The sequence below is a fragment of the Nitrosospira sp. Nl5 genome, from assembly GCF_900102495.1.
Classification (GTDB): domain Bacteria; phylum Pseudomonadota; class Gammaproteobacteria; order Burkholderiales; family Nitrosomonadaceae; genus Nitrosospira.
The window spans coordinates 178,583-192,562 of sequence record NZ_FMVQ01000003.1; the positions used below are offsets into that span (position 1 = coordinate 178,583).

General features: G+C 52.9%; 13 protein-coding genes. 6 read left to right on the forward strand and 7 right to left on the reverse strand.

Annotated elements, in window-relative coordinates; all coding sequences use genetic code 11:
- The first annotated feature begins 4 nt into the window (after window positions 1-4).
- On the forward strand, window positions 5-940 hold the full coding sequence (gene secF / locus BLP45_RS04845; protein WP_090370348.1) for a protein translocase subunit SecF: 936 nt from the start codon (window positions 5-7) through the stop codon (window positions 938-940).
- A gap of 75 nt (window positions 941-1,015) precedes the next feature.
- Window positions 1,016-1,669 (forward strand): DedA family protein, encoded by a 654-nt coding sequence (locus tag BLP45_RS04850; RefSeq protein ID WP_090370350.1) that lies wholly within the window; start codon window positions 1,016-1,018, stop codon window positions 1,667-1,669.
- Between the two features lie 6 nt (window positions 1,670-1,675).
- On the opposite strand, the gene hemH is transcribed toward BLP45_RS04850, so the two are convergent.
- Together hemH and hrcA are read right to left on the reverse strand one after the other, a co-directional pair.
- Window positions 1,676-2,764, reverse strand: coding sequence for a ferrochelatase (gene hemH / locus BLP45_RS04855; protein WP_371128730.1), 1,089 nt, complete (start codon window positions 2,762-2,764; stop codon window positions 1,676-1,678).
- Between the two features lie 112 nt (window positions 2,765-2,876).
- Complete coding sequence (gene hrcA / locus BLP45_RS04860; RefSeq protein ID WP_090370352.1) at window positions 2,877-3,896, reverse strand: heat-inducible transcriptional repressor HrcA; 1,020 nt, start codon at window positions 3,894-3,896, stop codon at window positions 2,877-2,879.
- Between the two features lie 287 nt (window positions 3,897-4,183).
- Here hrcA and BLP45_RS04865 point away from each other — a divergent pair, with 287 nt between their 5' ends.
- Together BLP45_RS04865 and recN are read left to right on the forward strand one after the other, a co-directional pair.
- The gene (locus tag BLP45_RS04865; protein WP_090370354.1) at window positions 4,184-5,068 is read left to right on the forward strand and encodes an NAD kinase; all 885 of its coding nucleotides are present in this window, start codon (window positions 4,184-4,186) and stop codon (window positions 5,066-5,068) included.
- Between the two features lie 10 nt (window positions 5,069-5,078).
- The gene (gene recN, locus BLP45_RS04870; protein WP_090370356.1) at window positions 5,079-6,761 is read left to right on the forward strand and encodes a DNA repair protein RecN; all 1,683 of its coding nucleotides are present in this window, start codon (window positions 5,079-5,081) and stop codon (window positions 6,759-6,761) included.
- A gap of 100 nt (window positions 6,762-6,861) precedes the next feature.
- Here the strand turns inward: recN and BLP45_RS04875 are convergent, their stop codons facing one another.
- Both BLP45_RS04875 and folE read right to left on the reverse strand, forming a co-directional pair.
- On the reverse strand, window positions 6,862-7,890 hold the full coding sequence (locus BLP45_RS04875) for a hypothetical protein (RefSeq protein WP_256327685.1): 1,029 nt from the start codon (window positions 7,888-7,890) through the stop codon (window positions 6,862-6,864).
- A gap of 288 nt (window positions 7,891-8,178) precedes the next feature.
- A complete protein-coding gene (gene folE, locus BLP45_RS04880; RefSeq protein ID WP_090370358.1) occupies window positions 8,179-8,748 on the reverse strand; it encodes a GTP cyclohydrolase I FolE in 570 nt (189 codons plus the stop codon).
- Window positions 8,749-9,118: 370 nt separating this feature from the next.
- On the opposite strand from folE, the gene xth reads away from it, so the two are divergent.
- Entirely contained in the window at window positions 9,119-9,892 is a 774-nt protein-coding gene (gene xth / locus BLP45_RS04890) for an exodeoxyribonuclease III (RefSeq protein WP_090370488.1), read from the forward strand.
- A 30-nt stretch (window positions 9,893-9,922) separates the two neighbouring features.
- On the opposite strand, the gene BLP45_RS04895 is transcribed toward xth, so the two are convergent.
- The 3 genes from BLP45_RS04895 to pmbA all read right to left on the reverse strand — a co-directional run bounded on the left by BLP45_RS04895 (window position 9,923) and on the right by pmbA (window position 13,228).
- Entirely contained in the window at window positions 9,923-10,657 is a 735-nt protein-coding gene (locus BLP45_RS04895) for a LuxR family transcriptional regulator (RefSeq protein ID WP_090370490.1), read from the reverse strand.
- A gap of 138 nt (window positions 10,658-10,795) precedes the next feature.
- A complete protein-coding gene (locus BLP45_RS04900; RefSeq protein WP_090370361.1) occupies window positions 10,796-11,836 on the reverse strand; it encodes a phosphoglycerate mutase in 1,041 nt (346 codons plus the stop codon).
- Window positions 11,837-11,869: 33 nt separating this feature from the next.
- Window positions 11,870-13,228 carry a metalloprotease PmbA gene (gene pmbA / locus BLP45_RS04905; RefSeq protein ID WP_090370363.1) on the reverse strand — a complete coding sequence of 453 codons (1,359 nt, stop codon included), beginning with the start codon at window positions 13,226-13,228 and terminating at the stop codon, window positions 11,870-11,872.
- A gap of 35 nt (window positions 13,229-13,263) precedes the next feature.
- Between pmbA and yjgA the strand changes: the two genes are divergently transcribed.
- A complete protein-coding gene (gene yjgA / locus BLP45_RS04910) occupies window positions 13,264-13,842 on the forward strand; it encodes a ribosome biogenesis factor YjgA (protein ID WP_090370492.1) in 579 nt (192 codons plus the stop codon).
- Window positions 13,843-13,980: the final 138 nt, after the last annotated feature.

Here is a 13,980-nt window from a genome sequence, read left to right on the forward strand (position 1 = left end):
CGGTATGGAATTTTTCAGAATCAAGCGCGATATTCCCTTCATGAGCTGGGGGAAATATACCACCACCATTTCGTTGCTGACTTTTGTCGTATCAGTGTTCTTTCTCTTCACAAAGGGGTTGAATCTGGGCGTGGATTTTACCGGCGGCACGGTAATGGAGGTCGGCTACACTCAGTCGGCGGACATCGGAAAGGTACGGAATATACTCATCAAGCTCGGCATGTCGGACGCAAGCGTGCAGAATTTTGGAACATCCCGGGATGTCATGATACGCCTTCCAGCCAAGCCGGATATCTCAAGCGCCAGGCTGTCCGAAACGGTGATAGCGGCACTACGCCAGGATGACAAAACAGCAGAGATACGCCGGGTGGAATTTGTCGGGCCGCAAGTGGGCAAAGAGCTGGTGGAAAATGGCGCGCTGGCGTTGCTGATGGTTTCGCTCGGTATTGTTGCTTATCTCGCGGTGCGCTTCGAGTGGAAATTCGGCGTTGCCGGAATCATTGCCAACTTGCATGATGTCGTGATCATTCTTGGTTTCTTCGCGTTCTTCCAGTGGGAATTCTCGCTCACCGTGTTAGCCGCAATATTGGCGATTCTTGGCTATTCGGTGAACGAATCAGTGGTGATATTCGACCGGATACGAGAAAATTTTCGCAAGTTGCGCAAGGCTCCGGTGACGCAAGTTATCGACAATGCGATCACTCGCACCATGTCGCGTACTATCATCACCCACGGCAGTACCCAGATGGTCGTTGTCTCCATGCTGTTTTTCGGTGGAGAGGCGCTGCATTACTTTGCCCTGGCGCTGACCATTGGCATCCTGTTCGGCATTTATTCTTCGGTATTGGTGGCAAGCCCTCTCCTCATGCTGCTGGGCGTTTCACGCGAAGATATTGTCAAACCTGAAAAAAAGAAGGATGAGGTGGAAGCATTGCCTTAATGTAGCTTTGATCTTTCCAGACTCTTCTCAGTTTGGTTTCAATCGCTGTCCCGGTTTCGTCGTTTAAGGCTTGTCTTGGAACTTCTCACCACCTTTATCGATATCATCCTGCATCTGGATCAGCATCTCATCTGGCTGGTTCAGAATTACGGCAACTGGATTTATCTCATTCTGTTCCTGATTATTTTCTGCGAGACCGGGTTAGTGATAACGCCGTTCCTGCCTGGAGACTCCCTGCTATTCGTGGCTGGCGCGATTGCCGCCAGCGGTGCCATGGACGTTCAATTGTTGGCGGCGCTGCTCATGCTAGCCGCATTTTGCGGCGATAATACCAATTATTGGATCGGGCGCTACTTTGGCCCCCGAATATTCAGCCGCGCGGATTCGCGTTTATTAAACCGTGCTCACCTGGAAAAAACCCACAGATTCTATGAAAAGCACGGCGGCAAGACCATTATTTTTGCGCGTTTTCTGCCCATCGTACGTACCTTTGCGCCTTTCGTTGCCGGCGTTGGACGTATGATCTATCCGCACTTCGTGGCGTTCAGCGCATTCGGCAGCGTTTTCTGGATCAGTTTTTTTGTGTTCGGCGGTTTCTATTTCGGTAACGTGCCGGTAGTTAAAAACAATCTGACTCTTTTTATTCTCGGCATTCTCATTATTTCCATTCTCCCCGGCATCATCCAGTTTATACGCAGCCGGCTGGATAATCGCGGTCAGAAAGTCTAGCGCCTTCTACTTTGCTGCTCCCATCTCCAATGCACGCTGTCGTGATTGATTCGTTTGTTTTTCTGAGGGTTCGACACCCAGCCATCCCTGCAAATTGGCGAGAGCGATGTCCGCCAAGGCTTGTATCCAGTCGTCACGTTCGTTGAGGCAGGGGATGTAATGAAATTCATGCCCGCCCGCCTGGATGAAAATCGCTTTACCTTCCATGGCAATTTCTTCCAGCGTTTCGAGGCAATCGGAAACAAAACCGGGACAGACGACATCCACGCGCCGCGTATTTTTCTTGCCGAGTTGTTCAAGGGTAACCGCGGTGTATGGGCTTAACCATTCCGCCTTGCCGAATCGTGACTGGAAACAAATCTGGTATTTGCCTGCATCCAGCTCCAGCGTCTCTGCCAGCAGCCGCCCGGTTTTCTGGCATTCACAGTGATAGGGATCGCCTTTGTCCAGGGTGAAGCGCGGCACGCCGTGGAAGCTGATTACCAGCTTGTCCGGCTTGCCGGTTTTTGTCCAATAGTCGCGCACATTTTGGGCAAGTGCGGCAATGTAACCCGGATGATCGTGATAATGCTTCACAGTGCGTATGGCAGGCGTATTACGCATTTCTTTTAATTGCGCGAATACTTCATCAAACGCAGAGGCGGTACTGCTGGCGGCATACTGGGGGTAGAGCGGCAGCACCAGGATGCGTTCACAGCCATGTTGCTTCATCCGCTCCAGTACCTCGGCAATGGCAGGGTTGCCGATGCTCATAGCATATTCAACCATCGGCGGGGATTGAACGCGCTGCGCCAGAACATCCCGCAACAGCTGGGTCTGGCGAGCGGTATGGACTTTTAACGGCGAGCCTTCCGGCATCCATATTTGTGCATACTTTTCCGCCGACTTCTTTGGCCGGGTATTGAGTATGATCCCGTTCAAAATCGGCCACCATGCCCACTTCGAAATTTCCACTACCCGCGGGTTGCTCAGAAATTGCTTGAGATAAGGCCGTAGTGCCTGCGCGGTGGGCGCATCGGGCGTGCCGAGATTGATCAGCAAAATGCCTGTCTGGCTGGGGGTGCCGTGCTGGTAAGCGGGCTCGGGGGAAATCACATTATTTTGTCCGGCGTGCAAACGGTACAAATGGCATACCGGCGAAAGCCATTATCCGTGGTGCGCAAGATAAAGAGTTGATCAGCCTTGATTGCAGAGGGAATAAGGGTGGTTAATGCTGCGACATTGCACTGGAGAGCAGCCTGGCCGTGGCATCCACAATCGGAATAACGCGTTCGTAAGCCATGCGCGTTGGGCCAACCACGCCCACGGTCCCCACCACTTTTCCGTCAACCTCGTAGGGTGCCGTGACCACGCTGAATTCATCCAGCGTCACCACGCCCGATTCGCCTCCGATAAAGATTTGTACACCTTCCGCCTTGCGGCTAAATTCCAGCAACTGCAGCAACACCGTTTTGCGCTCGAACAGATCAAACAGTTTCTTCAGGCTGGTCATGTTGCTGGCTAAATCATGGACATCGAGCAACTTGCGCTCGCCTGCCACTACCACTGCTTCGCTGTTTTCCCGCATCGCCTCGCCGCCCGCTTCGATAGCGGCAGTCATCAGGTTAGTCATGTCGTGACGCAATTTTTTCAATTCGTTCTGCAGGCGGCGGCGAATTTCATCGAAGGCGCAACCGGCATAATTCTGATTGATGAAATTCCCCGCCTCTATCAACTCCGTCTGGCTGTAGGTTCTGTCGGTGAAAAGCACGCGGTTCTGAACATCTCCCTCAGGGGTAACGATGATGAGCAGAATGCGCTTTTCCGACAAAGTCATGAATTCTATGTAGCGGAATATGCCGCTGCTACGCTTGGGAGTCACCACCATGCCGGCGAAGCGTGTTAGTTCCGACAACAACAGCGAAGCGGAATTGATCAATCGTGAAGGATTATCCGGATGAAGCTGGTCTTCGAGTTGATGGATTTCAATGAGATCCAACGGCTTGACCACCAGTAGCGTATCCACGAAAAAACGGTAGCCCCGGTGCGTTGGCACGCGCCCAGCGGAAGTATGAGGACTGGTGACAAAACCCATTTCCTCAAGATCAGCCATCACGTTTCGAATGGTGGCAGGGCTCAGATCCAGGCCAGAGAATTTGGAGAGCGAGCGGGAACCCACCGGCTGACCTTCGCTGATGTACCGTTCGACCAGGGTCTTGAGCAGAATTTTGGCGCGTTGATTAAGCATTCGGTTATTCTACACCAGGATTCAATTCTCCGGCTTGGGCGAGAAGTAAAATGGGTGCGCCGAAGCGAAGCAGCTTGAGATTCTGCAGGCCTGCGGCAGACTGAGCCCCTTCGTAAAACGCTGCCTTTAAATCAAAAGTAGCGCAATGATGGCGCAAAGTGACATAACCCAGGTTCGAATCCTTTTGTCACCCGCAGCCCGATATGGTTTAATCTTGCAAACAGTATTTCCACAACAAGGACCGGTCTCGCCGGCAGCTCAACAGTTTTCCCAGGTTAAATCCAGCAATGCGTTCCCCGTTCAAAACAATAGCACTGATCGGCAAGCACAAAAATCCCGAAATCGTGACGCCATTATTGCGTCTGGGACGGTACCTGAAAAGCCGCAATCTCAAGGTGGTTCTGGACCATCTGACCGCTTCTCACGTGGAAGAGAAAGAGTATCCCATCATGACGATGGAGGAGGTCGGCGTAAATGCTGATCTGGCCATCGTGCTTGGCGGTGATGGGACCATGCTCAATATCGCGCGGAAGCTTGCGCCTTTCGATGTGCCGCTGGTCGGCATCAACCAGGGACGGCTCGGATTTCTTACGGATCTTTCCATCGATACCATGCTGCAAACGCTCGGCTCCATGCTCGACGGCCATTATGTCGCCGAGCGGCGCATGCTGCTGTACGTTGAAGTCGTGCGTAACGAGAGCGACACATTCAGCGCCTTGGCATTAAACGACGTGGCGGTGAACCGGGGAGTGGGCGGCAACATGATCGAATTCGAGGTGAGGATCAATAATGAATACGTTTACTCACTGCGGTCCGATGGCCTGATTGTGGCGACTCCTACTGGTTCCACCGCCTACGCATTGTCGGCGGGAGGCCCGATCCTGCATCCCAGCCTTGATTTGATCGCGCTGGTGCCCGTAAGCCCTCATACGCTGAGCAATCGTCCCATCGTAGTCGGACCAGACGCCATAGTCGAAATCCTGATGCACCGCACCGCAGTCGCGCGCGTTCACTCCGACAGTCATTCTCATTTCGACTTGCAGGAGCATGACAAAGTTCTCGTGCGGCGTTCCCCCCACGAGGCAACGTTGCTGCATTCGTCTGACCATAGCTATTACCGCATGCTGCGCGAGAAGCTCGGCTGGAGCGGCTTACCCAGAAACCAGGCATGAGCCCTCTATCATGTTAAAGTTTTTGGGCATCCGCGACTTTGTTATTGTTGACCGTATGGAACTGGAATTCTCTCCCGGGTTTACTGTTCTCACAGGCGAAACCGGCGCGGGAAAATCTGTTCTGATCGATGCGCTTTCACTGGTTCTGGGGGAGCGCAGCGATGCCGGCGCGGTACGCCATGGTTGTGAGCGCGCTGAAATCAGCGCGGAATTTGACATCGGCGGATTGCCGGAGCTGGCAGACTGGTTGCGCGACAATGGCTTTGAAAGTGATGGCGATGATGGAACCGTCTGCTTGCTACGCCGAACCATAGATACTGCCGGGCGCTCGCGCGCCTTCATCAATGGTTGCTCCGCCACCTTGCAGCAATTACGCGCGGCGGGAGAAAAGCTGGTGGATATCCATGGTCAGCATGCGCACCAGACGATGTTGCGCAGCGACGCACAACGCGATCTGCTTGATGCGTTTTCAGGCAGCCTTGAATTGGCGCGGAAGGTGACAGATGTTTATCGTCGCTGGCAGGCTTTGCGGCAACAGCGTCTCGCCTGGGAGCAGAACGCCGCCGCTTTCACGCAGGAGCGGGAGCAGTTGGAGTGGCAAGTGCGTGAGCTCTCGACATTGAATTTTTCACTGGAGGAATGGCAAGCGCTGCAAGCCGACCATAGCCGTCTGGCCCACGCCGCAAGCTTGCTTGAGGTGACGCAGATGGGGCTGGAAGCTCTATCAGAAGGCGAACTGGCCGCGCTCGCGCAAATCAATTCAGTGATTTCGCGCCTGCATAACTTGCTTGATTGCGACGTCGACCTTCAAGTCGTGCTTGATTTGCTTGAGCCGGCACAGATCCAGCTGCAGGAAGCGGTGTACGAACTGGGGCGTTATCAGCAGCGTCTCGATCTCGACCCGCAGCGTCTTCAGAAAATGGAGGAACGCTTATCGGCAATTCACGCTATCGCCAGAAAATATCGCGTTACCCCTGCTGAATTACCAGATTTTTTAAGAATAGCTACCGAGCAACTGGAGAAGTTCGGCCAAAAGGATGATGGCGAGATGCTAGCCAGGGAAGAGGCGGCAGCCGGAGACGAGTATCTCAAGCTCGCAAAGAAATTGAGTAAAAAGAGAGCAGAGACAGCGGTAACGCTCGCCCGGCAAGTTACCGCGGCGATGCAAACGCTGGCGATGGCGGGCGGGAAGTTCTCCGTGGGGCTAACGCCAATCGAACCCGGCAATGCATACGGCATGGAACAGATCGAACTTCAGGTTTCCGCGCATCAGGGGCTGCCGCTGCGACCGCTGGCAAAAGTCGCCTCCGGTGGAGAGTTGTCGCGTATCAGCCTGGCGATACAAGTTATCGCCAGCAAGCTCGGTGGCACGCCCACGCTCATATTCGACGAAGTGGACGCAGGCATCGGCGGACGTGTAGCGGAAATTGTAGGTGCGCTCCTAAAAAGACTTGGGACGGAACGCCAGGTAATGTGTATCACCCACCTGGCACAAGTTGCAGCGGCCGGGGACCATCAATGGCAAGTCACTAAATCGGTTGACCCGGTGCATGAAGGAAAAGTATCGAGTCGAATCACCGTACTTGAAAAGCAGGAGCGAGTCGAAGAAATCGCCCGCATGCTGGGCGGTAAGAAAATCACCGAAACCACGCGCAAGCATGCGGCTGAAATGTTGCTGGCCGCGGGAGACTGACAGCCTGCCGACTTAAAGGGAGTTGCTGCGAAATGTGTGAATAGCCCTATTCGCCACTTTTCTGCCAATAGAGCAACTATTGGCCCTTCAAAACCTGTCCTTAACCGATCATTTTTTTGCTTCGACTCTTCAAGGCAGGCAGATTGCCAGGGACCTGTTTATCCAGCTCCAGAGATGCAGCATACCTTGGAGCGTCCTGGAGGGATGGGGATTCCTGTCCGCTGTGGATGCTTTTCAGCTTTTTGCAATATGACGGAATCCAGGTGCGCTCTATCATATAGCCGGGCAACTTATTAAAGTCAAAGGCCACGCCGTCCTTGATCATCTGGTCAACGTTGAACAGTTGCTTGATTTCAGGGATGTCGTTAAAAAATAACGTATAAAAAGGTTTAACCAATGCTTTTGAAATCTTCATGCCTAGCGGGCCGATGAAATTCCTCCGCTGCCCTACATGCGCCACTTCATCAATGGTTATTTCATCCAGCAGTTCTTTTAAGCGGCCACGAACTTCCGGCTCGTCAGCTAGTACGTCATCAAACAAACGATTCAGATGGCAATAATAAGTGACGCCCATCAGTTCAGTCACAAAAGCGGGGGAGTCCATTAAAAATCCCGGGAACTTAGGAAACTGCTCATAGATTTTTTCTTTTATCGGTCCTAAAGGAACCCATTCCACCCTGTCCAAGCCACATGTATACAACATTTCATTAAACAGGCGTACGTGGCAGAATTCCTCGGCTAAGTGCACGCGGCTGATTTTATCCTCTACTCTATGTGAATTCGCCATATCGGGAACCGCATCCCATGCGCCTTTTATTCCCACCCACTCATGCCTGGCGAATTTATACATGCCGGTCAACATGAGTGTCATTCGATCGAGCGACTTGGGGTCATCCTGCATCTTTACATAATTCCGATAGAAACTTTCGGGGTCAGCCAGCGGTTGCCGCAATGTAACGGGGTTATCCCGGAAGTATTGCAATCGAGCACGTTTTTTTGCGAGATCTTTATCCTCTTCAAAAAGCTCTCCGCCGTGTTGCTGCGTAAACATCCAGTAATTTTCGAAATTTTGTTTTCTCTCCTGCTTCGTCGCGGGAGAAAAAATGGAAAGGTATTTAGCTGATTGCATAATTCTCTGGCTCCAGATGGTTTAAATTGTGTTTACGGCCTGGCTGAACGCGAAACGGGGCTGGTAATAGGTAATCCGCAGCGTAGGGCTTTGTGATCTCATCGGGGATTCTACGCCCTGCAGCGCGGCGAGACACAGGCGCGCGATCAAGCCTGGGTTGTATAACTAGCGGAAAGTATGGCACAAAAATTCCACCTATCGTGGACTTTTGCCCATTCTTATGGAGTGTGCCCCGAGCAGGGCATAATGGGTTCGCAGGATAGGTTCGGATGGCGGAGTACTCTCGACCTACTCGGCCAGCGCCAGGAATTCGGCACGCTGGGCTGAGTTGGTTTTGAGATCGCCGAGCATCGAGGAGGTAACCGTTTCTTCGCCAGCAACCGCAATTCCCCGGGACTCCATGCACATATGGCGGCAGCGGATGATCACTCCGACAGCCTTGGGTTCCAGATGTTCGAGCAGGGATTGCGCAATCTGCTGGGTCAGGCGCTCCTGAACTTGTAACCGTGCGGCGAAGCAGTTGACCAATCGCGTCAATTTGGATAGTCCGACAATATGTCCGGTCGGAAGATAACCGATCGTTGCGTGACCAAAGAAGGGAGCCAGATGATGCTCGCAATGAGAGTACACCGGTATTTGCCTGACAACAATTAATTCATCATAGCTTTCGCCACCATCGGCGAATGTCTTGAGAATTGCAGCGGGGTCCTGCTGGTAACCGCGTGTCCAATGGGCCCAAGCTCGCGAAACACGGTTAGGTGTTTCAGTCAGACCTTGACGGGCGGGATCTTCCCCGATCGAACGCAGCAGGCGCTGCCAATCGGCAACGCCAAATTGCGAGTTATTTGAAGTATCCATGGTTACTATGCCTTTGGTTGAAGGGGAAGTAATTGCTAATATCTAAATCCGGTTCGTCACAGGGCGGGACTAAGGATAAATGCTGGATAATTGACCCCAACATTACACCGCCTTGATACACGTTGGCATCCGCTACAGTTAAAGCGACGCGTTCGAGTATCGGCAGGAGGAGAGCAATGAAAATAACGTTTTGATCGAGAGTGGCGGGTGAGACATCGACCATCCTCCGGGTCTCAATGACGGGCGCAGGTTTTCACTATAGCGTGCATTATTATTTATAATAGCACAACATAAACGGAGAGCCATTCAGTATTTGCCCTGGCGACGGCCATGGGAATCTTTCAGCCTGAAGTTAATTTGTCGAATGCGCATGAAAATTGCTACCTGGAACGTCAATTCCCTGAGAGTCCGTCTTCCGCACGTCCTTGACTGGCTGACGGTAAATCAACCCGACGTGTTGTGCCTGCAGGAAACCAAGATGCAGGATGAGAATTTCCCAATGGCCGAGATTGCAGCTGCGGGATATCAGACAATTTATACCGGGCAGAGAACTTATAACGGCGTCGCTTTGCTCAGCAAACAGGCGGGATATGATGTCGTTACTGCCATACCCGGCCTTGACGATCCGCAGAAGCGCGTGCTTTCCGCGATCTACGATGATGTTCGGGTAATTTGCATCTATGTTCCCAATGGCGGAAGCATCGAGTCGGAAAAGTATCAATACAAGCTAAAATGGCTTGCCGCGCTCAATAGCTGGTTGCGGGACATGTTAAGTCAACATCAGAAATTGGTGGTGCTGGGTGATTTCAACATCGCACCCGAAGAGTGTGATGTGCATGATCCGGCACTATGGGAAGGGCAGGTTCTGTTCAGCCTGCCGGAGCGGGAAGCATTCCGCGAAGTACTCAAGCTGGGTTTTCTGGACAGCTTTCGCCTGTTTGAGCAGCCGGAAAAATCCTACACCTGGTGGGACTATCGCATGATGGCTTTTCGCCGTAACATGGGTTTGCGAATAGACCACATTCTGTTAAGTAACGAGCTTGCGAAAATATGCACTGCATGTGCCATAGATAAATCGACACGCAAGCTTGAGCGGCCTTCTGATCATGCTCCGGTGATAATGGAGCTGAGAACAGAGGCGTGAGCGCTGTTGCGCTCTGGAATTACTGCTACGTCAAGAAACGGTGCAAGCCGCGATCAATCCCATTGAGAGGGCGCGGGAGATTGCCTGCTGCCGGTTTACCACGCCCATTTTCTGTGCCGCGTTCTGCAGGTGGAATGTTACCGTGCGTTCCGAAATGCTGACGATGTTGGCTATTTCCCAACCTGTTTTGCCCTCCGCCGCCCACAGCAAGCATTCTCTTTCCCGTTCCGTCAGGCTGATTTTTTTCAGGGGAAGGGGGCCTTGGCTAAGCACAATACGCTGAACCGCCTCATGCAGATAACAGGTTAATAGCTGGGCTTTGCCCATCATTGCAACGATGTCATCCTGTGCCTCGCGAGATTCGCGGGAGGTGGCAAGGCTCAGCATTGCAGCTTCGCCGCGTCCGCCGTGAACCGAGAAACTGGCTCCGCCTACCAGACCGCAATCCTTAGCTTCGCTTCGTACCCGGGCCTCCTTGCGTCCCTTGAAGACTTCGTTCTTCCAGATAATGGGAATTGCTGTCCTGGCGCAGTGAGAAACTGTCGGATCAATACTGGCGTAGTTCTCCTCATCATAACGTTTACGCCATGCCTCCGGATAACAACTGAGGATGAATCGATAGGGGCGGGTAAGCGATGTGTTGACCTGCACCCCATAAAGAAAATGCTCAAACCCCATGTGGCCGATGATAGACGTTGTGGCGGTATGCAGCTCTTCCACCGTATCGCAGTTCAGTAACGATTCGAACAGGTCTAAATCATTCATGATCTCCCCTTTCATGATTAATTCTCTTTGCTTCTCCCGTAAGTACTATTTACAACTACTTGACTACCGAGGCATTCTATCACTTCCTATATTCACAAAGTATTACAAAGTAAGTTTCAGATCATCCGGGTAATTCAATCAACCGGCATAAACGGAAAGCGGTTTGGCCCGGCGCCAGAATTTCCTCAGGTCTCCCCGTTTCATGACGAAATTTCTGGTGCGACTTCCGTGAACGGCTGTAAGGGTCAGTTGATCAAACATGCCTTGCTTCGCCAGCGCCCACAAAGGCGCAAACCAGTTCCGCTCCAGTTCCTTCAGACTCTCACGCCATCCATACGCATCTCCATATTGGGCTTTCCCAAGCAGGGCATCAAGCACGACAAGATGTTCGCCGGAGGTAACGGGTGGATGCCAGGTTGCCGCATCCGCGGGCAGTAGTGCATGACCGCTACCGCACATCAGTGCCAGCGATTCAGCAAGGATATCATTGCTCACAACATGGGTATAGGGACAGACCAGGGATTTTGGCCGAATTCCACCGCCCCAGAACCAGGTGCTATTAACGGCAAGCTCGCCTCGCGCTTCCCGCGACTGATTGAGCGGGTGCTCGTGCAGCAGCATCTGGATTTCATTGAAGAGTCCACGCCAGATCATACTGTTCGGACCGAACGCTAGCCGCTCATTGATGCCTTGATTGGCAACCTCGCTGAGTAAACAGGTTTCTGCCGGAGGCGTTTTCATTATCCGCAAATACCAGCGGTCGGGTTGTAGGGGCAGGAATGTTATTTCCTGATTATTTTCCGCAAAATGCCGGTTAAGCAGACCTGTAAATTGATCTGCTTCTTCTGGCGAAATTCGAAAAACACGGCTGTCGGCCAGCACAATTTGATCGCGTTCAATGCGCAGGTGCACGGGATCGGCTCGAAGCCAGTAATCGTCTCCGGCTTCTATCTTTCCCGCACCATCGGCTTGCAGGGTAATAGGCGCCACCGGCCAATCCTGTTGCTTTGGCACACCGAAGGCGCGGCAAAGCCACGGCTCGGTTTCCTGGGATTCATCATCTTTGCATAAACTCCTTGCCAGCAGATTTTCCAGTGCGGGGAGCGGTAAATCGCGGTAAATTTCGGGGAGCGAAGCTTCTGGCCAGAAGAGGGCGGGAACAAGCAAATGTAGATTCATTTTCTGAATCCGGCGGGTAAGGACGCGATCCTCTTAGCCCCCAGCGACCGTCATGCGGTCTATCAGGAGAGATCCACATTGTTTCGAACCGCGCACCACCACATCATTTCCCACTGCCGAAATACCAAGCAGCATATCTTTCAGATTGCCTGCGATCGTGACTTCCTCGACCGCATGGCGGATTTCTCCGCCTTCCACCCAGTAGCCCGCTGCTCCCCGGGAATAATCCCCAGTCACAGCATTCACGCCATGGCCGAGCAACTCGGTCACCAATAGTCCTTTGCCCATTTTCCTGAGCAGCGCGGCGAATTCCACGGCAGCGCCATTGTCCAGGATCAGATTATGATTGCCACCGGCGTTTCCAGTAGTGCGCAACCCAAGTTTGCGAGCGGAATAGCTGTTGAGAAAATAGCCTTGCACGACGCCATTCTCTATTATTTTGCGCTCTTGGGTGGCGACTCCCTCATCGTCGAACGCCCCGCTGGCCAAACCTTTTTTCAGATGGGGCAGCTCCTTGATGTGGATGTCCGGGGCAAATACCTGTTTGCCAATGCTATCCAGCAGAAAAGATGACTTCCGGTAAAGGCTGCCGCCACTCACGGCACTAACAAAATGTCCTATCAGACTGGAGGCGATGGGCGCTTCGAACAGCACCGGCACTTCACAGGTAGCAATTTTCCTCGCGCCTAGGCGTGCGACACTGCGCATTCCCGCTTTTTTGCCGACGCTTTCGGCTTGCTCCAGATCGTTGGGATCGCGCACTGTACTGTACCAATAGTCGCGCTGCATGGTTTCATCCTGGCTCGCGATCACCGCACAACTGATACTGTGACGAGAGCCGGGATAACCCCCCATGAAACCGAGGCTGTTTGCATAAACAAACTGTGATTCATTCAGTGAAACACTGGCCCCTTCGGAATTAGTGATGCGCTTGTCAACCGCAAACGCAGCCGCCTCACACGTCTGGGCGAGTTGTATCGCCTGTTCCACCGGCAAATCCCATGGAAAATATAAATCGAGATTGGGGAACTCCCGCGCCAGTAAATCGGGGTCAGCCAGCCCCGCGCAATCATCCGCTGCGGTATGCCCGGCGATGGACAGCGCCGCCGTCACTGTATCGCTCACGGCTTGGGGAGAGAAATCCGAAGTACTGGCGTTACCGCGCTTCTGGCCGATGTAAACCGTTACCGATAAACCCTTGTCCCGGTTGTACTCGATTGTTTCCACCTCTCCTCGCCGTACCGTGACATTTTGACCGAAGCCGTCCGATATGTCGGTTTCGCAACCGGTGGCGCCGCCTTTCCTGGCGTAATCCAGAACGTCACGCGCTATTTTCTGAAGCATTGTAAAGGGATAGGAGAAACGCGGAGAAGGCTTGATGATATCGTTCATGGCGACTTTATGGAAGTTACATGGAGAATGACGCTATGATAGCAGTTTCTCATTGCCGTATTAAACAAGCCAACGTGCAAAAAAAGCCGCCAAATCATTCCGAAGAGGAACTCCAGCCCAGCAAGACCCGCCTTAAGCGGGAAATGCACGCGCTGCAGGACATCGGCGAGCAACTGGTGCAGCTCGATCCCAAGCGGCTGGTCGAACTTGGTTTGCCGGAAACATTGACAGACGCCATACTTGAAGCCAAGCGGATGACTAAGCATGGAGCTCGTCGCCGGCAGATGCAATTCATCGGCAAATTGATGCGTGATGTTGACGCGGCTCCGATTTTAGAAAAATTCGACTTATGGAGCGGGGCAACCCTGCAGCATACCGCCTGGCTGCATCTGCTGGAACGCTGGCGCAGTCGTCTACTGACGGATGAACAGGCTTTCGCCGAGCTTGGGCAGAAATATCCTGCCGCCGACTTGCAGCATCTGCGTACGCTCGCGCGCAATGCGCATAAGGAAAAGCTCGCGAATAAGCCTCCCCGGAGCTTTCGTGCGTTATTTCACGAATTGCAGACCGTTATTCCGGAAGGTCCCGAGCCCGGCGGAAGTGTCGATAAATGAAGAGGCCCATGAGCATCAAATGATGGGTTGCGTTTCGTTCCACTCATCCTGCCCAATAATATATCCGGAATAATGCCCGAAGCGGTGCGGGGACGGACGCAACGCGGGCGATGGTTCAAAGCCCAGCATTCCTTTATT